Below are 19935 nucleotides of genomic sequence, written 5' to 3' on the forward strand. Positions count from 1 at the left end.
GGCTTCGATAGGCTGGCCACGACGAGGCCCCCGTAGCCCAATGGCAGAGGCAGGCGACTTAAAATCGCTTCAGTCTGGGTTCGAGTCCCAGCGGGGGCACTCCTCGTGGTCGCGGATCACCGCCCGAACAGATCGCGGATGTCGGGCAGCCCGAGCTCTCCGAGCTTGTCGCCCCACCCGCTCGCCGTCTCGCCCAGCCCGCTGACCGCCTCTCCGGCCGATCCGACGACGCCCTCGGCCGCGCCCGCGAAGCCGTCGACGTCGATGCCCGCTGCGATCGCCTCGAGGTCGACGCCCTCGGCGAGAGCCGTGAAGTCGACGCCCAGGTTCGCCGCCTGGTCGAGCAGGGGTCCGGCGACGGTACTCAGCACTGCACCGCCCGCGACCGCGCCGAGGACACCGACCGCCGCGCCACCGACGGCACCCGCCGCGCCGAGCCCGCGACCGCCACCGCGGACGCGCGAGAGCAGCCCGCGCATCCGTCCAGGCTTCGCCGCCTCGGCGCGGCCGGCCGCCCGAGCGAGATTGTCGACCGAGTCGGATGCCGGGCGCTCGTGCGGAGGGAGCTCCGCGCGCATGCGGTCCTCGATCTGTGCGCGCTGCGCCGGCGTGAGGCGCTCGAACGCCTCGCGATGCATCTGCTCGATGCGCTGCGGGTCGGCGGTCTGCATCAGGTAGTCGTAGCGCGCGATCGCCGCGCGGTCGGCGTCGGAGGCCGCGGCGCCGGCACGCGGAGCGTCGGCATACGCTCCCGGCGCGGGCGGCGGCGAGTAGGGGTCGTGGCCGCGCGCCGGCTGTCGCGGAGCCGCGGTCTGCGGCGCGGCCTGATCCCGGCGGCGATCACCGGAGTCGAGGTCGAGCGCCTGCGTGGCCATTCCGATGAGGCGGGAGAGCTTTCCCATGATGCGATTCCTTCGGGTCGTGTGCGGACGACCACGGGAACCACGACGGGAGGAGACGAGGGATCCACGGCTGTCCGCGACGGCGGACGCCAGGTCTCCTCCACCCCGGACGGGGCCGGTGGGCCGGGACACATCGACATGTCCGTAATGACGACACCACCGCAGACGGGAGTACTCCCCTTGCATGCTCGAGAGTAGCGATCGCTCCTATGAGCCCCGTGCGAATACGGGTTGACGCACGAACGCCCCGACTCCGGGCGGGAGTCGGGGCGTTCGATGACGCGGATTACTTCGCTGCGGCGGGCTCGGCGGCCTTCTCGGCAGCCGGCTTCTTCGCGGCGGGCTTCTTGGCCGGAGCCTTCTTCGCCGGAGCCTTGTCAGCCGGAGCCTTGTCAGCCGGAGCCTTGTCGGCCTTCTCGGCTGCGGCATCCGTCTTGGCCGGAGCCGTCTCGGCGGCGGGCGCTGCGGCCGGAGCGGCCGGACGCGGACGAGCGGCGAACTCCTCGAAGACGTAGCGCGGGTTCTGCACGGTCTGCAGGTTCACGATGTCGCGACCGAGCCACAGGTTGTTCCACCAGCCCCACAGCACGCGCCACTTGCGCTCCCACGTCGGCATCGCGAGACCGTGGTAGCCACGGTGCGCGACCCAGGCGACGAAGCCCTTGAGGGCGATCTTCCCGGACTGGAAGACACCGTTGTAGAGGCCGAGACCGGCGACGGCGCCCATGTTCTTGTGGAAGTACTCCTTGGGGTCCTCACCACGGAGGACGGCCACGAGGTTCTTCGCGAGCAGCTTGGCCTGACGCACCGCGTGCTGGGCGTTGGGCACGCAGAAGCCGCCGACGCCACCACCCGAGAGGTCGGGGACGGCCGAGACGTCACCGGCGGCCCAGGCGCCCTCGACGAAGGCCTCCGGGGTGCCGACGCGCAGGTCTGCACGGGTCTGGATGCGGCCGCGCTCCTCGACGGGCAGGTCGCCGCCGCGCACGACGGTCGGGTTCGCCATGACACCGGCGGTCCAGACGATGACGTCGGTCGGGATGACCTCGCCGGTCGACAGCTCGACGTTGCCGTCGACCGCGCCCGTGAGCTGCGTGTCGAGGTGCACGTTCGCGCCGCGCTTGGCGAGATCCTTGAGCACCCACTCGCTCGTGGGCAGCGAGACCTCGGGCATGATGCGGCCCATCGCCTCGATGAGGTGGAAGTGCGTGTCCTCGAAGCTCAGCTGCGGGTACTTGCCGACCAGGGACGAGGCGAGCGAGCGCAGCTCGGCGAAGACCTCGATACCGGCGAACCCGCCACCGACGACCACGACCGTCAGCAGGCGGTCGCGCTCGGGACCGGCGGGCAGCGACGCGGCCTTGTCGAAGTTCGACATGACGCGGTCACGGATCGCGACGGCCTCTTCGATCGTCTTGAGGCCGATCGCGTTGTCGGCGATGCCCGGGATCGGGAACGTGCGCGACACGGCACCGGCGGTGACGACGATCTGGTCGTAGGCGAACTCGTACGGCTCACCCGACGGCGGCGTGATCGTGGCCACCTTCTCGGCGTGGTTGATGTTGGTCACCTTGGCGGTGATCACGTTCGTGCGCTTGAGGTGGCGACGGTGCGCGACGACCGAGTGACGCGCTTCGATCGAGCCTGCGGCGACCTCGGGCAGGAACGGCTGGTACGTCATGTACGGCAGCGGGTCGACCATGGTGACGTCGGCTTCGCCCTTGCGCAGGTGCTTCTCGAGCTTCCATGCGCTGTAGAAGCCTGCGTAGCCTCCACCGACGATCAGAATCTTGGGCACAGTGCTGTTCTGAGGCACAGGGGGACAACTCCTCGGAGTCAGGAATGTGGCGTACGTCGAACGCGCGCCGATCGGATGCGCCGGGCAGCTGCGGTGACGCCAAGCCCCACCAGGATACCAGGGACTGTGAGTGCGACGAGCGGCAGGGTACCGTAGCGCAGTGAATCGGCGCTGGGAAGGAGCGGAGAACCCGCTTCGGTCGGCGCATCGGCGGCGGGGAGCGGCGGAACCTGCACCGGCGTCGCCTCGGGTTCCGGCTCGGGATCGGTCGCGGCGGCCCGGCGGTACAGCCGCACCCACTCGGCGAGATCCCCCATCGGGTTCTTGTCGACGGCGGCGAGATCGGCGGAGATCGCCGCCGCGGCATCCACGAGTCCGTAACCGTAGAGCGGATCGGGAACCTCCGTGACACCGGGCACCGGGATCGCGGTCTTGATGATGCGGTTGATCACGTCGATGGCCTTGATGTCGGGATGGGCCGACCGGATCAGCGCGGCGATGCCCGCGACGATCGGCGCCGCACCGCTGGTGCCGTTCCAGGAGGCGAGCCTGCCGTCGGCCGAGATTCCGAGCAGCCCCTCGCTCGGGGCCGAGATGCCGATCGTGATGCCCTGGGTCGACGCCTCGACGCTGGCCGTGCCGGTCTGGTCGACGCCGCCGACCGTGAGCACGCCCGGGATGGTCGCCGGAGCACCGATGATGCTCGTGCCGCTCCCCCGGTTGCCGGCCGCGACCACGACGACGACGTCGTGGTCGAAGGCGTAGAGGAATGCGTCGTCCCAGCTCTCATCCCAGTCGAGCGTGTTCGTGGTGAAGGAGAGGTTGATCACGTCGGCGCCGTGATCGACCGCCCAGCGCATCGCCTCGGCGACCTGCTCGCTGAAGGGCACGGCGGCCGCGGCACCGAAGCCGACGGAGATCGACAGGAGATTCGCTTCGGGGGCGACCCCGATCATGCCGGTGCCGTCGGCAGCACCACGGGCGGCGGCGAGCGACGCGACCCAGGAACCGTGATTGCCGTCGACCGCACCCAGCGCGGTGCGGCCGTCGGGCGATCCCGTTCCCGACACGTCCGTACCGCCGACGACCGCGTCGCCGAAAGCCTCGGGCACCTTGCCGATCCCGGTGTCGATCACCGCGATCGTGACGCCCTCACCCCGCGTGGTCTGCCAGGCTTCGCGAATCCGTGCACCGTCGAGCCAGTACTCCTGCGCGCGCACCGGATCCGTGGGGTCATCGGGCACGGGACCGGCGCCCGGTCCCGGAGTCGGAGTCGCCGTCGCGCCCAGGAGCAGGACGGACACCGCCACCAGCGCCGCCGCGGCGGTGGTGCGCAGCGTCCGCCGGACCGTCACGCCGACGGATCCGTCTTGTCGCGGAGCGCCGCTCCGGGCACCTCGCAGCGGCACACCTCGGGCGACCAGCTCGATCGGGCGAGAGCGAGATCCCCGATCGGGTTGACTCCGGGACCCGCCGCGAGCGCGTGGCCGGCCAGCGCGTGCAGGCACTTCACGCGCGTCGGCATCCCCCCGGCCGAGATCCCCTCGATCTCGGCGACCTCGCCGAACTGCGCGCGGTCGGACAGGTAGGACCGGTGCGCGGAGAGATAGCCCGCGGCCACGTCGTCGTCGCTCTCGAGGAGCGCAGCGAACTCGGGCATCACCTGCGTGGCCTCGAGCGTGGACATCGCGGCCGTCGCGGCCGGGTGCGTCAGGTAGTAGAACGTCGGGAACGGGGTGCCGTCGGGGAGCCGGGGCGTCGTGGAGACGACGGTCGGGTTACCGCACGTGCAGCGTGCGGCGATGCCGACGACGCCGCGGACGGGGCGCCCGAGCTGTGCCGAGACGACGGCGAGTTCGGCGGCGGTGGGCGCGGGGAAAGGCGGCGTGGTCACCCCACCAGCGTAGGGGAGGCTGCCGAGAGGATGCTCGGAGCGGGGGTCACTGCGTGACGGCAGCGGTGTCGCTCAGACCGCTCGAGACCAGGGTGCGCAGGAGTTGCGGCATCCAGTCGGCCGGCTTCTCCTCGAGCGTGTCGCTCACGGGACCCTGCTCGCGCGGGAGATCGGTGGCCTCGAGGTCGTTGTCGATGAGGAAGACGACTTCGCCGGGCTTGACGTAGTAGAGGCGCTCCCGGGCCTGCGTGGTGATGTACGCCGGGTCCTCCCAGCGTTCGCGCTCCTTCTCGAGCGCGGCGATCTGCTCCTCGCTCACCTGCACCGAGGCCTCGAGCGCCGCGATCTTCTGGCGCTGGTCGATGAACGTCCCGAGCGTCGGCACGAGCACCCAGGCCCCCAGGACCACGAGCGAGAGCATGATCACCGAGAACGCCGAGAGGCGGATGCCGGCGGCCCACTCCCGCACGTCGACCTTCGCCTCGGCCGCACGTCCGCGACGCTTCGCGGTCTTCGTCACGGGACCCTTCGGGGATGCCGTCGCGGACGGCCCCGGAGACGCCGAAGGAGGAGCCGGTCGTCGTACCACGGCTCCTCCTTCGTCGATGTCTCAGCTGCGATCAGCCCTGGTAGCGCGGGAACGCCGAGCGGCCGGCGAAGACCGCCGCGTCGCCCAGCTCCTCTTCGATGCGCAGAAGCTGATTGTACTTCGCGACGCGCTCGCTGCGAGCAGGCGCACCCGCCTTGATCTGACCCGCGTTCGTCGCGACGACCAGGTCGGCGATCGTGGTGTCCTCGGTCTCGCCCGAACGGTGCGAGAGCATCGCCGTGTAGCCCGAGCGCTGCGCGAGGCTGACCGCGTCGAACGTCTCGGTGAGCGTTCCGATCTGGTTGACCTTGACCAGCAGCGAGTTGGCGACGCCGCGCTTGATGCCCTCGGCCAGGCGGGCCGGGTTCGTCACGAACAGGTCGTCTCCGACGAGCTGGACCTTCGAGCCGAGCGCCTCGGTGAGGTGCTTCCAGTTGTCCCAGTCGTCCTCGGCGAGAGCATCCTCGATCGTGACGATCGGGAAGTCGTTGACGAGGCCCACGTAGTACTCGGTGAGGGCTTCGGCGTCCCAGTCCTTGTTGTCGAGGCGGTAGACGCCGTCGGTGAAGAACTCGGTCGCGGCGACGTCGAGGCCGAGCGCGATGTCGCGACCCGGCGTGAAACCGGCCTTCTCGATCGCCTTGACGAGGAAGTCGAGTCCCTCGCGGTTGCTGGGCAGGTCGGGAGCGAAGCCGCCCTCGTCGCCGAGGCCCGTGGCGTAGCCGGCCGCCTTCAGCTCGCTGCGCAGCACGTGGTAGGTCTCGACGCCCCAGCGCAGGGACTCTGAGTACGTCTCGGCGCCGATCGGCGCGAGGAAGAACTCCTGCATGTCGATGCCGTTGTCGGCGTGCTCGCCACCGTTGATGACGTTGAACAGCGGAACGGGCAGGACGTGGGCGTTCGGTCCCCCGAGGTAGCGGAACAGCGGCAGATCGGCCGAGTCGGCCGCGGCCTTCGCCACGGCGAGGCTGACGCCGAGGATGGCGTTCGCGCCGACGCGCTTCTTGTTCTCGGTGCCGTCGACCTCGATGAGGATCTCGTCGACGATGCGCTGCTCGCTGGCTTCGACGCCCTCCAGGGCCGGGCCGAGCTCGTCGATGATGGACTCGACGGCCTTCAGCACGCCCTTGCCGCCGTAGCGGCTCTTGTCGCCGTCACGCAGCTCGTACGCCTCGAACGCACCCGTGGAGGCACCGGAGGGGACGGCGGCACGCTGGACGATGCCGTCGTCGAGGAGCACCTCCACCTCGACGGTCGGGTTTCCGCGCGAGTCGAGAATCTCACGTGCGCCTACAGCCTCGATCAGTGCCACTGATGTGCTCCTTGTTCAGGGGGAAAAGTGTTGTGGAGCGTCTTCGATCCGAGGCTCAGTCTAGCCCGCCCCCTCGGACGCTCCGAAGCCCTCCCGGGGCGAACGGCAGCCGAACGTCAGACGACCAGGGCGATCGCCACCCCGTCCCATCCCTTGATGCCCACGGTCTGCAGCGCGGTCGCGTCGAATCTCGGATCGGTGCCGAGCATCCGCAGTCCCTCGCGCGTGCCGACCACCTTCGGATCGCTCGAGTCCTCGCGCACGATCTCGCCCTCCCGGCCGATGTTGTCGAGCACGATCACGGTTCCGGGATGACCGAGCTTCGCGGCCCAGTCGAGGTAGATCGTGTTCGACTCCTTGTCGGCGTCGATGAAGACCAGGTCGAACCCGCCGACGAGAGTCGGCAGCACATCCGCACCCCGCCCGATCCGGATGTCGACGCGTTCTCCCACGCCCGCGGCATCGATGCTCGACCGCGCGACGGCGGCGTTCGCCGACTCGGCCTCGACGGTCACGACGCGCCCCTCGGGGCCGACCGCCCGGGCGAGCCAGATCGTCGAATATCCACCGAGCGTGCCGATCTCGAGCACCCGACGCGCGCCGCTGAGGCGCGCGAGCAGATGGAGGAACTTGCCGCCGACGGGCGCGACCTCGATCTCGGGAAGGCCCGCCGCACGCTGCGCGGCGAGCGCGGCCTCCAGCGCGTCGTCGTGCCCGACGAGGGTGTCGGCGAGGAAGACGTCGGCGTCCGACCAGGTCTGCGGTGTGGATTCCATGGCCTCAGCCAACCCGCCGCACCCGGCACCGTCAAGAGGGTGCGTTCACGCCCTCCTCACGCGGTACCGAGAGCAGTCGGCCGTGCGCGTCGGCGAGTTCGGGCTGATGGCGGAACTGGCCGGTGACGACGAGCACGAGCACGACGGCGGCGATCACGATCCACCCGGCGACCCCGAGCGGGCCGGCCAGCGCCATGTCGGGTGTCGAGGCCGCGACGACCACGACGAGACCGGCGGCCGCGTTGAGCGCGCCGTGCGCCAGCACCGCCGGCCAGACGGAGGCCGACCGCAGCCGCAGCCATCCGAGCACGATGCCCCAGGCGACGCATCCGGTGACCATCAGCAGCACGCCCGTGAGATCGATGCGGCCGAAGTTGTACCCGAGCAGGATGATCGGGCTGTGCCACAGCCCCCAGATCGCTCCGCTGAGGAGGAGGGCCGGCCAGGTGCCCAGCGGTCTCAATGCGGGGAGGAGCCACCCGCGCCACCCGAGTTCCTCGCCGAACGCGAGAAGGCTGTTGAACAGGGCGCCGGCCGGGATCATCGCGAACTGCGCGATGACGAGCATCTCGATCGGCGGCACCGGGGTGCCCGGCGGGAGCAGCGCGGCGACCTGCGCCGCGAAGCCACCGAAGGCGAGATCGATCTGCACGAACCCGAGGGCGGCGGCGACGAGGATCGTGAGCACGACGAGCACGGGCGGGACCAGCCATCCCGCCACCATCAGCCAGACGACGCGTTTCGCCGGGCGGAGCGGCCAGAGTCCGAGGAATCGAGCACGGCCGCCCGGGGCGGGCACGCGCAGGGCGAAGGTCACGATGAGCGCGGCGAGCGCCGGGGTGAACATCATCACCGGCAGCAGCACCGGGGTGAGCGGCGAGGCGAGCCCGGCGCCGAGCCACAGCGGTAGCGCGACGAGCCACGCGAGACCGCAGGCGAGCGCGACGAACACGATCACCGCGCTCCAGGGCACGCGCCGGGTGGGGAAGGGATACTCGCGGGACATCAGGGGGCCTCTCGGTCAGCGGTGGGATCGGTCAGCGGTCGGATCGGTCATGGTCGGTTCGATGGCGATCGGCGTACGCCTGAAGCAGCGCCGCCGCCTCTTCGGCGCCGTCGATCGTGACGATGAACGGCTTGCCGTCGCGACGCTCGACCTCGATCGCCGCTCCACGCCGCATCACGATGCCCCGACGGCCGTCGAAGGCGATTCGCCATCCCCATCCGCCGAAGTCGCCGAACGGGGAGATATCGACGGCGCGCGCCGAGACGATCCGGTCGATCGGGATCACCGACTTCGGCCACCCGGCCAGAGAGCGCGCGGCGAAGCCCGAGGGCGTGATGCGCACGCGGAACGCGGAGCACGCGGCGAGCGCACCGCCCACCACGATCACGCTGATCGCGACGACCCACCCGCCGGCGACACCCGCCGCGAGCATGTACGCCGCGAGCACGGCGAGCAGGAGCGCGAGGCCCGCCATCGACAGCAGCGCCGCCCTCGGCATCGTCGTGGTGCCGAGCCAGACGACCCGCTCGCCGTCGGCCACCCGCACGTCGAGCCGGGTTTCGAGCACGCCGGCCCCCTCGTCGACGACACGCGGCTGGACCGCCCACCCCGCGACCGTCCCCGCGGCCAGCACGACGAACGCGAGCAGGAGGACGAGCCCCACGTCGGGGGTGTCGGCTGCATCGTCGAGTCCGCGCTGCAGGGCGAGCGACCCGAGGCACAGCGTCAGGCCGAATGCCGAGAGCCCGGCCGCGAAGCCGCCCATGAGACGCGTCGTCGCGCCCCATCTGCCGCGGGACGCGCCGAACGAGGTGAGCGCGAGCGCGAGCGGCAGCACGAGACCGACCGCGAGGAGCAGCCAGAAGTACGAGGTCGGCGCGGCGAACCCGTCCGCCCCGGCGGTACCCCAGTGGATGACGACGGGGTCGGGCAGAGAGGGCAGCCACGCGGCGATGACGGCGAAGCCGATCGCGACGAGCGCGACGGGAAGCGCGACACCGACGGCGAGGAACGCCGCACGGGCACGACGGCTCTCGGATGCCTGCGCGGATGGGTGCGTGGTCATGGGGTGACCTCCTCGGGGCCTGCGGCGCCGGGCGTACCGGCGCGATGGGAACGGATCAGTGCGGCGAGCGTGTCGGAGGAGACGCCGAGCCGGGCGGCGCGTTGCACGAGCTCTGCGACATCGCTCGCGAGTTCAGCGAGGGGCGCGGCGGACGCGGCGACGACGGCACCCCTCCCCCGACGCAGGTCGAGGAGCCCCTCGTCGCGGAGCCCCTGGTACGCGTGCAGCACGGTGTGCTGGTTGATGTCGAGGGCCGCCGCGACCTCTTTCGCGGAGGGCAGTCGGTCGCCGGGGCGGAGGGTGCCCGCGAGGATGTCGGCCCGCACGGAGGCCGCGACCTGGTCGTACAGCGGCCGTGTGCTGTCGATGTCGACCCTGATGAGCATCCCGCCTCCTTGTTTCTCTAGTAATTATAGGAGAACTATAACAACTGTCGCAATCCTCCAGCGAACTTCGTCCGTCCGGGCGCACTCGGCCACACTGGCGCCATGCGCATCACTCCCCGCCGCCTCGCGATCGGCATGAGCCTGTGGGCCCCGAATCTGTTCAGCGGCATCCGCGTCCGTCGCTTCAGCGACGACTGGACCCGTGCGACCGTCGAGCTGCACGTCAACGTGTTCACCCGCAACTACGTCAAGACGGCCTTCGGCGGGTCGATGTCGGCGATGACCGACCCCTACTTCTTCATGCTGGTGATGCACCAGCTCGGCCGGGACTACGTCGTGTGGGACACCCGCGGCGAGATCGACCTGATCAAGCCCGGGCGCGGCGTGCTGACCGCGGAGTTCGCGGTGTCTCAGGCCCGCGCGGAGGACATCCGGCGAAAGGCGCACGGCGGCGGCAAGGTGCTCGAGTGGTTCGAGACCGAGATCACCGATCGCGAGGGGGATGTCGTCGCGCGCGTGCGGCGCGAGGTCTACATCCGCGAGAAGAAGCGGGTCACCGAGGCGCGTCGGTGACCTGAGTCACCCGTCGTTCACCGATCGATGCGACGATGACCGGATGCCCCTCGCCCGCCGACTGAGACTCTCCGATGCCGTGTTCATCGGGCTCGGCTCGATGATCGGCGCAGGGGTCTTCTCGGTCTGGGCGCCCGCGATCGGCGTCGCCGGCGCGGGCCTTCCCGTCGCCCTGGCGATCGCCGCGGTCGTCGCCTACGCGAACGCCACCGCATCCGCCCAGCTCGCCGCCTCCCACCCCGTCGCGGGAGGGACCTACGCCTACGCCCGCGCCGAGATCGGCCCCTGGTGGGGATTCACCGCCGGGTGGAGCTTCGTGATCGGCAAGATCGCGAGCTGCGCGGCCATGGCGATGACGTTCGCCGCCTATTCCGCCCCCGCCGGGTGGGAGACGCCCGTCGCAGTGGTCGCCGTCACCGCCTTCGTCGCAGTGAACTGCTTCGGGGTGACGCGCACGGCACTGCTCACGCGCATCCTGGTGGTGGTCTCGCTGATCGGGCTCGCGGTCGTCGTCGCCGCGGGGGTCGGTGCATCGCCCGCCAGCGCTGCCCCTCCCCTTCCCGATGCGACGGCGTACGGCGTGCTGCAGGGCGCGGGCCTGCTGTTCTTCGCGTTCGCCGGATACGCCCGCATCGCGACGATGGGCGAGGAGGTCGTGGACCCCGCGCGCACGATCCCCCGCGCGATCCTGCTCGCGCTCGCCGGCGCGGTCGTCGTCTACAGCGCGGTCGCGGCCGTCGTGATGCTCACGCTGGGGGCGGATGCCGCGACCAGCCCCGCCCCGCTGGTCGACGTGCTCGCGGCGACCGGCGGCGAGTGGCTCGCGCCGGTGGTGCGCGTGGCTGCGGCGACCGCATCGCTGGGCGCGCTCCTGGCGCTGCTCACGGGCATCGGGCGCACGACCCTCGCGATGGCTCGCGAACACGACCTCCCCGCGGTGCTCGCGAAGGTCGATCCGCGCTGGCAGGTGCCCCGCCGGGCCGAGATCACGATCGGCGTGGTCGTGATCGGGATCGTCCTGGTGGCCGATCTGCGCGACGCGATCGGGTTCTCGTCGTTCGGGGTGCTGCTCTACTACCTGATCGCGAACGCCGCGGCCTTCCGGCAGGAGGGCGCGGCCCGCCGTTTCCCCCGCGCGCTGCAGGTCGTGGGCGCGCTCGGGTGCCTGGTGCTGGTGAATACGCTCCCGGTGCTGGCCTCGCTCATCGGCACTGCGGTCGTACTCGTCGGCGTGGGTGGGAGAGCCATCGTGCTGCGTGTCCGGCGCACGAGAGGACCTCGCGTTCAGCCGCCGGCATCCGATCGGTAATCGCGCGGGGCGAACCCGAGCACCGCACGGAAGTCGCGGGTGAGATGCGCGTGATCGGCGTAGCCCAGCTCGGCCGCGATCCCCGCGAGGTCGGCGCAAGGATCATCGCGCACGCGCTGCGCGGCCTCCTGCAGGCGCCGACGCCGGATCATCGCCGCGGGAGCGACCCCGACGTAGCGGTGCGCCATCCGCTGTAGCGTGCGCACCGACACGGCCAGCCGCGTCGCCGCCTCCTCGGGCGAGCTCGCACCGTGCTCCCCCAGCAGCTCGACCGCGAGCGCGTTCGCCTGATGCGAGGCGTCGTCGAGCGCGCCGACCCGCGCCGTGAGCCAGGCACCGAACGCCTCGGTCGCGCGCTCCCGATGCCCGTCGCCCGAGCGCATCGCCTGCGCGACCGCGTCATACAGCTCCGGCGCGGGGAACGGGCGGATGCCGTCGACCAACGCCGCCGGATCGTCGAGGAGCGCCCCGACCGCCGCCGGACGCAGGAGCGCACCGACCGCCCATCCCTCACCGCGCAGATCTCGGAACGACGCCCGGGTCGTTGCACCCGAGACCGTGACGCCGTCGTACTCGACGACGAGATTCACCCCGGGATATCCGACGATGTGCTGGCGGGAGACGTCACCATCGGGGAGCCGCCACTCCGGGATCCAGAACCACTCCACGAGCTCGGCCTCCTCCCCGTCGGGCGCCAGACGGTGGAACGTCGGCAGACGCTCGGGATACAGCACGCCACGAGTCGGATCCACCATGCGCCCACCCTAGATCCCGTGGCCGGCACGGGTTGTCGCGGATCTTCAAGCGCACAGCATCCGCACCGCCGTATGGTCGTCGCATGACCACCGACATCCCCACCACCGGCGTGACCGGAACCCACACCACCGCCGGCCGCCCGCACAGCGCGACCTCGCTCACCCCCTTCCTCGCGATCCCGCACGCGGCCGACGCCATCGCGTTCTACCGCGACATCTTCGGGGCGCGCGTCGTCGACGTCACCGAGTTCGGCGGCGTGGTCGCGCACGCCGACCTCGACTTCGGCACGGGGTTGCTCCAGCTCGGCGAGCCGAGCCCCGACTACCACCTGGTCCCTGCACCGGAGGGCGACGACGACTGCTATTCGATGGGTCTGTACGTCGAAGACGTGGATGCGGTGGTGGGGCGCGCGGTCGACGCCGGATCGACGGTGCGCGAAGCGCCCTCGCACTTCGTCTCGGGAGACCGTTACGCGAGCATCCGCGATCCGTTCGGCGTGCGCTGGTCGATCATGAGCCGTGTGGAGGACCTCTCCGACGAGGAGAGCTCGCGCCGCGTCGCGGAGTGGGCCGCCTCGTTCACCCCGACGCCGAGCGAGGACGCGTCCTGACCGACCGCTGCGCTCCTCGGCAGACCGCCGGTAACAGGGCCTCTGCCGTGCGGCGGTAGCCGAGTGCGCTGGGGTGGAATCGGTCGAGGCTGAACATCTGCTCCGGCTCGTCGAAGAACATCGGGCCGACCGATCGCCGCAGGTCGACGGGTTCGGCTCCGGCGAGCCGCGCGGCATCCGTCTGCGCGATCGCGAGCCGTCGCGAGAGGCTCGACACGATCCGTCGCAGCGGCTGCGGCACAGGACGCAGCGAACCCAGATCGGGACAGGTGCCCACCACGACCTCCGCGCCGAGCGCCCGCAGCCGCCGGACGGCCGCATCGAGATGCCGCACCGATGTCGCGACCGGAAGACGATGCGTCACGTCGTTTCCCCCCACCACGATCACCGCGACATCGGGCCGGTACCCCGCCGCGAGACCGTCGAGCTGCGCGTCGAGATCCGGGGACTCCGAGCCGACGATCGCGGCGGTGCGCAACCGCACCGGACGGTGCAGGCGCAGGGCCATGCCCTTGGCGATACGTCCGCCGAGGGTCTCCTTGCGCCGCGCCGCACCGAGTCCCGCGGCGAGCGAGTCGCCGAGCACGAGGAGTTCGATCGGCTCACCGTCGAGCGAGCGTCGCCAGATGCGGTCCGCATCCAGCGAGTCCTCCCCCAGCGGCTTGCCGATCCGGCGCCGAGCGATCGCCGCCTGGCGGGTGAGGAGCATCCGCCCGCCGACCGCGACGCCCGCGGTCAGTGCGGTGGCGCCGAGGAGGATGGGGAGGCGTGTTCGTCCCATGCCCCGATTCGACCCCGAAGACGTGAACGCCGCGTGAACGCGGCGGAGCGGTCCGTCAGGCGAGCGGCTTGCGCTCCACGGCGTCCGCACCGGCCGACACCGTCGCGAACGATGTGAAGCCGTCGGCGGATGCCCGCTCGAGCAGTGCCTTGAGGTTCTTCGTGCGGCGCTCGAGGCGCACGCGCGCGCCCTCGGCGATCAGCGCGGTCTTGTGCGCGAGCAGTTCGGCGACCGGGACGTCGGCGTCGTGCACCAGCACGATCGCCTCCTCACGGTCGTCGCCGCCCGCTGTCACGAGGTCGACGAGACGCTCGAACCCGAGCGAGAAGCCCACCGCCGGCACCTGCTGACCGAGGAAGCGGCCGATCATGCCGTCGTAGCGACCGCCACCGCCCAGCGAGTAGCCGACCGAGGGGTGCGCGAGCTCGAAGATCGTACCGGTGTAGTAGCCCATACCGCGCACGAGGAAGGGGTCGAACACGAGCGGGATGCCGGCGGCATCCGTCTTTTCCGACGCGCGGCCGACCGCGACGGCCTCACCGATGCCCACGAGGTGGGCGACGATCTCGTCGGGGGCGTCCGCGGGCAGCGCCTTGCGGATCTGCGCCTCGCCGTAGGGCAGGTACTCGCGGGTCTGCGGGCGGCGCAGGAACGCCTCGAAGGCGTCGACGGCGCTCGGGGTCGCGGAGCGCTCGCGCAGCTCGGCGGCGACGCCGTCGGGACCGATCTTGTCGAGCTTGTCGATCGTGATGAGCACGCCGGGGCGCTCGTCCTCGGCGAAGCCGAAGCTCTCGAGCATCCAGTCGAGCACGCGACGGTCGTTGATGCGCACCGTCGCCCCCTCGAGCCCCAGAGCGTCGACGGCGTCGAGCGAGGCGACCATGAGCTCGGCCTCGGCCCGCGAGGAGTCGTCGCCCATGATGTCGATGTCGCACTGCACGAACTGGCGGTAGCGCCCCTTCTGGGGACGCTCGGCCCGCCACACCGCGCCGATCTGGATCGAGCGGAAGACCGCGGGCAGCTGCGCCCGGTTGCTGGCGTAGAAGCGTGCGAGCGGCACGGTCAGGTCGTAGCGCAGCCCGAGGTCGGACAGCGCGGCGGGGTCGTCGGCGGCCTCGCGGATGGCGTCGGCATCGAGCCCACGGCGCAGCACGTTGTACGCGAGCTTCTCGTTGTCGCCGCCGATGCCGGCGTGCAGACGCGCGTACTCCTCGACGACCGGCGTCTCGATCTCGTCGAATCCGTGCGCCCGGTAGCGCTCGCGGATGACGGAGAGCACGCGCTCACGGCGGGCCTTGTCGGCGGGGAGGATGTCGCGCATGCCGCGCGGCGGGTTCACAGTAGCCACGACTCCATCTTTCCAGGTCTCTTGCGGGGCCTGGGACGCTTCGACAGGCTCAGCGACCCAGGGCTGCTCAGCGACCCAGGGCTGCTCAGCGACCCAGGGGGCTGCTCAGCGACCCAGGGACGACTCAGCGGTCCAGGGGTGCTCAGCCCTCGGCGGACCGCACGTCCTGCTCGAGGGCGCGGAGCCGTTCGCGCAATGCCCGCTCGGCATCCCAGCCCTCGGCGCGTGCGCGCCCCACGAGGGCGAGCAGCGCCTCTCCGAGCTCGGTCTCGCTCGACGGGCCGTCGGCCACCGGAGCCTCGACGCCGGCGCCTGCCGCGCGACCGGTGAGCTTCTGCGCGAGCGCCAGCGCCGGCATCCCCCGGGGCACCCCGTCGAGCACGCTCGTGCGCGTGCGCTTCTCGGCCGCCTTCGCGGCGTTCCAGTGCACGAGCACCTCTTCGGGCGTGGTCGCGGTCTCGCCCGCGAAGACGTGCGGATGCCGCCGCACCATCTTCTCGGTCAGGGTGTCGGCGACATCGTCGATGTCGAAGGGGTCGTCGGGGTCCTGTGCGGCGATCGCCGCGTGGAAGAGCACCTGCCACAGGAGGTCGCCGAGCTCCTCGCGCAGGTCGTCGCGAGTGCCGCTCTCGACCGCGTCGATCACCTCGTGCGACTCCTCGATCAGGTAGGGCACGAGGTCGCGGTGCGTGATCTGCTGCGACCACACGCAGCGCTCGCGCACGGCGCGCATGGTGTCGGCCGCCGCGCGGAGGGGGTCGACGGCGTTCGACTGCTCGGGCCTGCCGGTCATGTGTCCTCGTTCCGTCGGAGGGTGGTCAGGACGCCGCGGCGAGGCGGCGATGGCGGCGTGCGCGCGACGAGACGGTGAAGCCCGCGACCACCAGTGAGAGCAGTGAACCGACGAGCACGCCGAGGATCGCCTGATCGCGGATGCCCGCGTCGTCGGCGAAGGCGAGGTTCGCGAGGAGGAGCGAGACCGTGAAGCCGATGCCGCCGAGCGACCCGGCGGCGAGGAGGTCGGGTAGATGGAGCGTCGGCTCGGTCCCGCGTGGCCGAATGCGCATGGCGAGCCACCCGAACACCCCGATCCCGATGATCTTGCCCACCGGCAGGGCGACGACGATGCCCCAGAACGCCGGGGACAACTCGTTCGGTGAGACGGCGGGGATCACGACGAACGCCGCGACGAAGGCGAACAGCGGCAGGATCGCACCGTTGACCGTGGGTTCGAGGGCGTGGCGACTGCGCGACGCCGGGGTCGGGGCCATGACGAGGCCGAGAAGGACCCCGGCGATGGTGGCGTGGATGCCGGATGCCGCGACGAGGCCCCAGCACACCACGCCCACGGCGATCATCGTCACGGCGATGGCGAAGTGACCGCGAGCTCCGAGCCGGCGGCTGAGCAGCCAGAAGAGCAGCACACCCACGACGGCCGCTCCGAGGAGCACCCACTGCACGTCTCGGGCGAACAGCACCGCGATGAAGACGATGCCGATGATGTCGTCGAGGATCGCGAGGGCGAGGAGGAACACCCGTACGCTCGAGGGCAGTCCACGCCCGAACATCGCCAGCACTCCGAGCGCGAACGCGATGTCGGTGGCCGTGGGGATCGGCCAGCCGGATGCCGTCGCCCCTTCGCCCGCGATCAGCAGGTAGATCGCGATCGGGACGAGCACTCCGCCCGTCGCCGCGATCGCTGGCTGGAGGGCCTTGCGGGGCGAGTCGAGCTCGCCGTGGGTGAGCTCGTGGCGCAGTTCGATCGCCACGACGAAGAAGAAGACGGCGAGCAGACCGTCCGACACCCAGTGCGCGAGGGAGAGGTCGAGGCTCGTGCCCGGAACCGCGAGATGCACGTCGAGCGCCGCGGCGATCGGGTCGTGCGTCGGCAGATTCGCGAGAAGGAGACCGAGCCCCGCTGCCACCAGCAGGAGGACGGCCGGGAACTGCTGCCCGCGAAGGGGATTCACCGAGATGCGCATCACCCTCATGTTAGGCGTCTGCATGACGTCGCAGACCGTCATGCGTTCGAGGTGGCCCCGCCGACCGGGATACGCTCGACGGGTGACCCCCGAACACGTCTTCACCGAGCCCACCAACACCGAAGCCATCCGCGTCATCGGGCGCTTCGAGGCGGGGCAGGGCATACCGGACGCGATGCGCTCCGACGTGCGCATGCTGGGCGGACTCCTCGGACAGGTGCTGCGCGAGGCGGGCGGCGACGATCTTTTCGACGACGTCGAGCGACTGCGCCTCGCGACCATCCAGGCCTACGAGGACTCGACCTCGGACGCCTTCGAGCGGGCCTCGGCGATCGCCGAGTCGTTCACGATCTCCCGCGCCGACGAGGTCGCCCGCGCCTTCACCTGCTACTTCCACCTCGTGAACCTCGCCGAGGAGCACCAGCGCGTGCGCGTGCTGCGCGAGCGGGCGGGGCAGCCCGGCCGTGAGGATGCCGCCGACACCGTCGCGACCGCCTACGCGCGTCTGCGCACCGAGGTCGGCGACGAGGAGGCGCGCCGTCGCCTGGCGGGTCTCCGCTTCCACCCCGTCTTCACGGCGCACCCGACCGAGGCCCGCCGCCGCGCCGTCTCGTCGAGCATCCGCCGTCTCTCCGACCTGCTGACGCAGCACGATGCGGCGAGCGCGGGCGGAGCCGAGCAGCACCGTGCCCGCCGCCGCATGCTCGAGGAGATCGACACCCTGTGGCGCACCGCGCCGCTGCGCTCGCAGAAGCCGTCTCCGACCGACGAGGTGCGCACGGTCATGGGCGTCTTCGACGAGACCCTCTTCACGACGGTCCCCCACGTCTACCGCCGCATCGACGACGCCCTCCGCGGCGAGGAGTCCGGCGCCAGCGCACCGGTCGTCCCGGCGTTCGTGCGCATCGGGTCGTGGGTCGGCGGCGACCGCGACGGCAACCCGTTCGTGACGGCATCCGTCACCCGCGAGGCATCGCAGATCGCCTCGGACCACGTGCTCCGCGGTCTCGAGCGCGCTCTCGAGCGCATCGGCCGCACGCTCACGCTCGACGCCGAGACCACGCCGCCCAGCGCCGAGGTCACCGCCCTGTGGAACGACTTCGCCGGCGCCGATGCCGATGCTGCGGCGGCCCTGGCCACACGCTCCCCCGACGAACCGCACCGTCGCGTGCTGCTACTGCTCGCGCACCGGGTCGCGGCGACGCGCCGGGGCGATGGCGCTCAGCGCTATGGCACGCCCGAGGAACTGCTCGCCGATCTGCGCGCGGTGCAGGCGTCGCTCGCCGCCTCCGGCGCGCGCCGCCACGCCTTCGGCGGGGTGCAGCACCTCATCTGGCAGGTCGAGACGTACGGCTTCCACCTCACCGAGCTCGAGGTGCGCCAGCACTCGCAGGTGCACGCCACGGCCCTGGCCGAGCTGGAGTCGGACGAGCCGATCAGCGCCCAGACCGAAGAGGTGCTCGAGGTCTTCCGCGCGATCGCCGAGATCCAGCGCGACCGCGGTCTGCGGGCCGCCGGCCGCTACGTCGTCTCGTTCACCCAGGCGGCCTCCGATCTCGCGAACGTGCACCGCCTCGCCCGCCACGCGCTCGGCGACGACGCCCCGGTGCTGGACGTCGTGCCGCTGTTCGAGACGTTCGCCGACCTGCAGGCGGCCCCCGGCATCCTCGCCGAGGCCGTGACCTTCCCCGAGTTCCGGGCGCGCATGGCCGAGACGGGCAACCGCCTCGAGGTCATGCTCGGGTACTCCGACTCGTCGAAGGACGTCGGCCCGGTCGCCGCGAACCTCGCGCTCTACGAGGCGCAGGAGAAGATCGCGCAGTGGGCGCAGGACTCCGACATCGAGCTGACGCTGTTCCACGGCCGCGGCGGTGCCCTCGGGCGCGGCGGCGGACCCGCGAACTCGGCGATCCTCGCCCAGCCGCCGCACTCGGTCGACGGCCGCTTCAAGCTCACCGAGCAGGGCGAGGTCATCTTCGCCCGCTACGGCGAGCCGGCCATCGCGATGCGCCACATCGATCAGGTGGCCGCGGCCACTCTGCTCGCCTCCTCCCCCTCGGTCGAGCAGCGCACGAGCGGTGCCGCGGCCCGGTACGCCGAGGTGGCGTCGGTGATGGACCGCTCCTCGCGCGATCGTTTCTTCTCGCTCGTGAAGGCCGAGGGCTTCGCGCCCTGGTTCGCCACCGTGACCCCCATGGAGGAGATCGGTCTGCTGGCCCTGGGTTCGCGCCCCGCGCGCCGCGGCCTCTCGGTCGAGTCGCTCGAAGACCTGCGCGCCATCCCCTGGGTGTTCGCGTGGACGCAGGCCCGCATCAACCTCGCCGGCTGGTTCGGTCTCGGCACCGCGCTCGAGGCCGTCGGCGACGAGGCCCTGCTCGCCGAGGCCTACCGCGAGTGGCCGCTGCTGCGCACGATGATCGACAACGTCGCGATGAGCCTCGCCAAGACCGACGAGCGCATCGCCCGCGAGTACCTCGCGCTCGGCGATCGCGACGACCTGGCCGCTCTCGTGCTCGACGAACTGGCCCTCACGCGCCAGTGGGTCATCCGTCTCACCGGTGGTGAGGGACTCCTCGAGAACAAGCCCGTTCTTCAGCGCGCGGTGCAGCTGCGCAGCCCGTACGTCGACGCGCTCTCGCTGCTCCAGCTGCGCGCGCTGCGTGCGCTGCGTGCGCCGGCGGATGCCGAGGCGACGGGTTCCGGAGCCGATGCCGAGCAGCAGCGACTGCTGCTGCTGTCGGTCAGCGGTGTCGCGGCGGGTCTGCAGAACACCGGGTGACCGCGCGTCATCGTGGGGGCGGGACGGCGTGCGGAGCACGCGCGCTAGAGTGAAATCTCGCGCCTGAT

19 protein-coding genes and 1 tRNA gene are annotated in these 19935 nt (G+C 71.3%); 5 read left to right on the forward strand and 15 right to left on the reverse strand.

Features of this window, described 5'->3' with window-relative positions; translation table 11 throughout:
• The first annotated feature begins 26 nt into the window (after positions 1–26).
• Positions 27–99 (forward strand) — tRNA-Leu (locus ACIQTT_RS05440).
• Positions 100–116: 17 nt separating this feature from the next.
• Here ACIQTT_RS05440 and ACIQTT_RS05445 read toward each other — a convergent pair.
• The 10 genes from ACIQTT_RS05445 to ACIQTT_RS05490 form a co-directional block, all read right to left on the reverse strand.
• The gene (locus ACIQTT_RS05445; protein WP_402787082.1) at positions 117–902 is read right to left on the reverse strand and encodes a cation-transporting ATPase; all 786 of its coding nucleotides are present in this window, start codon (positions 900–902) and stop codon (positions 117–119) included.
• A gap of 286 nt (positions 903–1188) precedes the next feature.
• The gene (locus ACIQTT_RS05450) at positions 1189–2700 is read right to left on the reverse strand and encodes an NAD(P)/FAD-dependent oxidoreductase (RefSeq protein WP_402787084.1); all 1512 of its coding nucleotides are present in this window, start codon (positions 2698–2700) and stop codon (positions 1189–1191) included.
• A 38-nt stretch (positions 2701–2738) separates the two neighbouring features.
• On the reverse strand, positions 2739–4055 hold the full coding sequence (locus ACIQTT_RS05455) for a S8 family peptidase (RefSeq protein WP_402787087.1): 1317 nt from the start codon (positions 4053–4055) through the stop codon (positions 2739–2741).
• A complete protein-coding gene (locus ACIQTT_RS05460) occupies positions 4052–4594 on the reverse strand; it encodes a DUF501 domain-containing protein (RefSeq protein ID WP_402787090.1) in 543 nt (180 codons plus the stop codon). The genes ACIQTT_RS05455 and ACIQTT_RS05460 overlap by 4 nt, the downstream gene beginning before the upstream one ends.
• A gap of 46 nt (positions 4595–4640) precedes the next feature.
• Positions 4641–5114 carry a septum formation initiator family protein gene (locus ACIQTT_RS05465; RefSeq protein WP_402787093.1) on the reverse strand — a complete coding sequence of 158 codons (474 nt, stop codon included), beginning with the start codon at positions 5112–5114 and terminating at the stop codon, positions 4641–4643.
• Positions 5115–5214: 100 nt separating this feature from the next.
• Entirely contained in the window at positions 5215–6495 is a 1281-nt protein-coding gene (gene eno, locus ACIQTT_RS05470) for a phosphopyruvate hydratase (protein WP_402787096.1), read from the reverse strand.
• A 116-nt stretch (positions 6496–6611) separates the two neighbouring features.
• Positions 6612–7271, reverse strand: a complete 660-nt coding sequence (locus ACIQTT_RS05475) for an O-methyltransferase (protein ID WP_402787099.1) — start codon at positions 7269–7271, stop codon at positions 6612–6614.
• 31 nt (positions 7272–7302) lie between these two features.
• Positions 7303–8277 (reverse strand): CPBP family intramembrane glutamic endopeptidase, encoded by a 975-nt coding sequence (locus tag ACIQTT_RS05480; protein WP_402787102.1) that lies wholly within the window; start codon positions 8275–8277, stop codon positions 7303–7305.
• 31 nt (positions 8278–8308) lie between these two features.
• A complete protein-coding gene (locus tag ACIQTT_RS05485; protein WP_402787105.1) occupies positions 8309–9343 on the reverse strand; it encodes a DUF1648 domain-containing protein in 1035 nt (344 codons plus the stop codon).
• A complete protein-coding gene (locus ACIQTT_RS05490; protein WP_402787108.1) occupies positions 9340–9729 on the reverse strand; it encodes a GntR family transcriptional regulator in 390 nt (129 codons plus the stop codon). The genes ACIQTT_RS05485 and ACIQTT_RS05490 overlap by 4 nt, the downstream gene beginning before the upstream one ends.
• A gap of 102 nt (positions 9730–9831) precedes the next feature.
• On the opposite strand from ACIQTT_RS05490, the gene ACIQTT_RS05495 reads away from it, so the two are divergent.
• A complete protein-coding gene (locus ACIQTT_RS05495; protein WP_402787111.1) occupies positions 9832–10302 on the forward strand; it encodes a PaaI family thioesterase in 471 nt (156 codons plus the stop codon).
• 43 nt (positions 10303–10345) lie between these two features.
• Positions 10346–11611, forward strand: a complete 1266-nt coding sequence (locus tag ACIQTT_RS05500) for an APC family permease (protein WP_402787114.1) — start codon at positions 10346–10348, stop codon at positions 11609–11611.
• On the opposite strand, the gene ACIQTT_RS05505 is transcribed toward ACIQTT_RS05500, so the two are convergent.
• The gene (locus tag ACIQTT_RS05505; protein ID WP_402787117.1) at positions 11587–12366 is read right to left on the reverse strand and encodes a helix-turn-helix domain-containing protein; all 780 of its coding nucleotides are present in this window, start codon (positions 12364–12366) and stop codon (positions 11587–11589) included. The two genes, ACIQTT_RS05500 and ACIQTT_RS05505, sit on opposite strands and share 25 nt — an antisense overlap.
• Positions 12367–12449: 83 nt before the next feature.
• On the opposite strand from ACIQTT_RS05505, the gene ACIQTT_RS05510 reads away from it, so the two are divergent.
• Positions 12450–12977 (forward strand): VOC family protein, encoded by a 528-nt coding sequence (locus tag ACIQTT_RS05510; RefSeq protein WP_402787120.1) that lies wholly within the window; start codon positions 12450–12452, stop codon positions 12975–12977.
• On the opposite strand, the gene ACIQTT_RS05515 is transcribed toward ACIQTT_RS05510, so the two are convergent.
• From ACIQTT_RS05515 to ACIQTT_RS05530, 4 genes are all read right to left on the reverse strand, one after another.
• Positions 12946–13758 (reverse strand): SGNH/GDSL hydrolase family protein, encoded by an 813-nt coding sequence (locus ACIQTT_RS05515; RefSeq protein WP_402787123.1) that lies wholly within the window; start codon positions 13756–13758, stop codon positions 12946–12948. The two genes, ACIQTT_RS05510 and ACIQTT_RS05515, sit on opposite strands and share 32 nt — an antisense overlap.
• 55 nt (positions 13759–13813) lie before the next feature.
• On the reverse strand, positions 13814–15079 hold the full coding sequence (hisS, locus tag ACIQTT_RS05520) for a histidine--tRNA ligase (protein WP_402791112.1): 1266 nt from the start codon (positions 15077–15079) through the stop codon (positions 13814–13816).
• 169 nt (positions 15080–15248) lie between these two features.
• The gene (locus tag ACIQTT_RS05525; protein WP_402787126.1) at positions 15249–15899 is read right to left on the reverse strand and encodes a MazG family protein; all 651 of its coding nucleotides are present in this window, start codon (positions 15897–15899) and stop codon (positions 15249–15251) included.
• A 25-nt stretch (positions 15900–15924) separates the two neighbouring features.
• On the reverse strand, positions 15925–17088 hold the full coding sequence (locus ACIQTT_RS05530; RefSeq protein WP_402787129.1) for a Na+/H+ antiporter NhaA: 1164 nt from the start codon (positions 17086–17088) through the stop codon (positions 15925–15927).
• An 82-nt stretch (positions 17089–17170) separates the two neighbouring features.
• Between ACIQTT_RS05530 and ACIQTT_RS05535 the strand changes: the two genes are divergently transcribed.
• Positions 17171–19867, forward strand: a complete 2697-nt coding sequence (locus tag ACIQTT_RS05535; RefSeq protein WP_402787132.1) for a phosphoenolpyruvate carboxylase — start codon at positions 17171–17173, stop codon at positions 19865–19867.
• The last annotated feature ends 68 nt before the right edge of the window (positions 19868–19935 follow it).

The organism is Microbacterium sp. NPDC090225, assembly GCF_044772365.1.
Taxonomy (GTDB): Bacteria; Actinomycetota; Actinomycetes; order Actinomycetales; family Microbacteriaceae; genus Microbacterium.

Bases quoted from the DNA above. Each gene is read 5' to 3' on its own strand.
- ACIQTT_RS05445 (WP_402787082.1), bottom strand. From the start codon at position 902: ATGGGAAAGCTCTCCCGCCTCATCGGAATGGCCACGCAGGCGCTCGAC.
- ACIQTT_RS05475 (WP_402787099.1), bottom strand. From the start codon at position 7,271: ATGGAATCCACACCGCAGACCTGGTCGGACGCCGACGTCTTCCTCGCC.
- ACIQTT_RS05480 (WP_402787102.1), bottom strand. From the start codon at position 8,277: ATGTCCCGCGAGTATCCCTTCCCCACCCGGCGCGTGCCCTGGAGCGCG.
- ACIQTT_RS05485 (WP_402787105.1), bottom strand. From the start codon at position 9,343: ATGACCACGCACCCATCCGCGCAGGCATCCGAGAGCCGTCGTGCCCGT.
- ACIQTT_RS05490 (WP_402787108.1), bottom strand. From the start codon at position 9,729: ATGCTCATCAGGGTCGACATCGACAGCACACGGCCGCTGTACGACCAG.
- ACIQTT_RS05495 (WP_402787111.1), top strand. From the start codon at position 9,832: ATGCGCATCACTCCCCGCCGCCTCGCGATCGGCATGAGCCTGTGGGCC.
- ACIQTT_RS05500 (WP_402787114.1), top strand. From the start codon at position 10,346: ATGCCCCTCGCCCGCCGACTGAGACTCTCCGATGCCGTGTTCATCGGG.
- ACIQTT_RS05505 (WP_402787117.1), bottom strand. From the start codon at position 12,366: ATGGTGGATCCGACTCGTGGCGTGCTGTATCCCGAGCGTCTGCCGACG.
- ACIQTT_RS05510 (WP_402787120.1), top strand. From the start codon at position 12,450: ATGACCACCGACATCCCCACCACCGGCGTGACCGGAACCCACACCACC.
- ACIQTT_RS05515 (WP_402787123.1), bottom strand. From the start codon at position 13,758: ATGGGACGAACACGCCTCCCCATCCTCCTCGGCGCCACCGCACTGACC.
- hisS (WP_402791112.1), bottom strand. From the start codon at position 15,079: ATGCGCGACATCCTCCCCGCCGACAAGGCCCGCCGTGAGCGCGTGCTC.
- ACIQTT_RS05525 (WP_402787126.1), bottom strand. From the start codon at position 15,899: ATGACCGGCAGGCCCGAGCAGTCGAACGCCGTCGACCCCCTCCGCGCG.
- ACIQTT_RS05530 (WP_402787129.1), bottom strand. From the start codon at position 17,088: ATGCGCATCTCGGTGAATCCCCTTCGCGGGCAGCAGTTCCCGGCCGTC.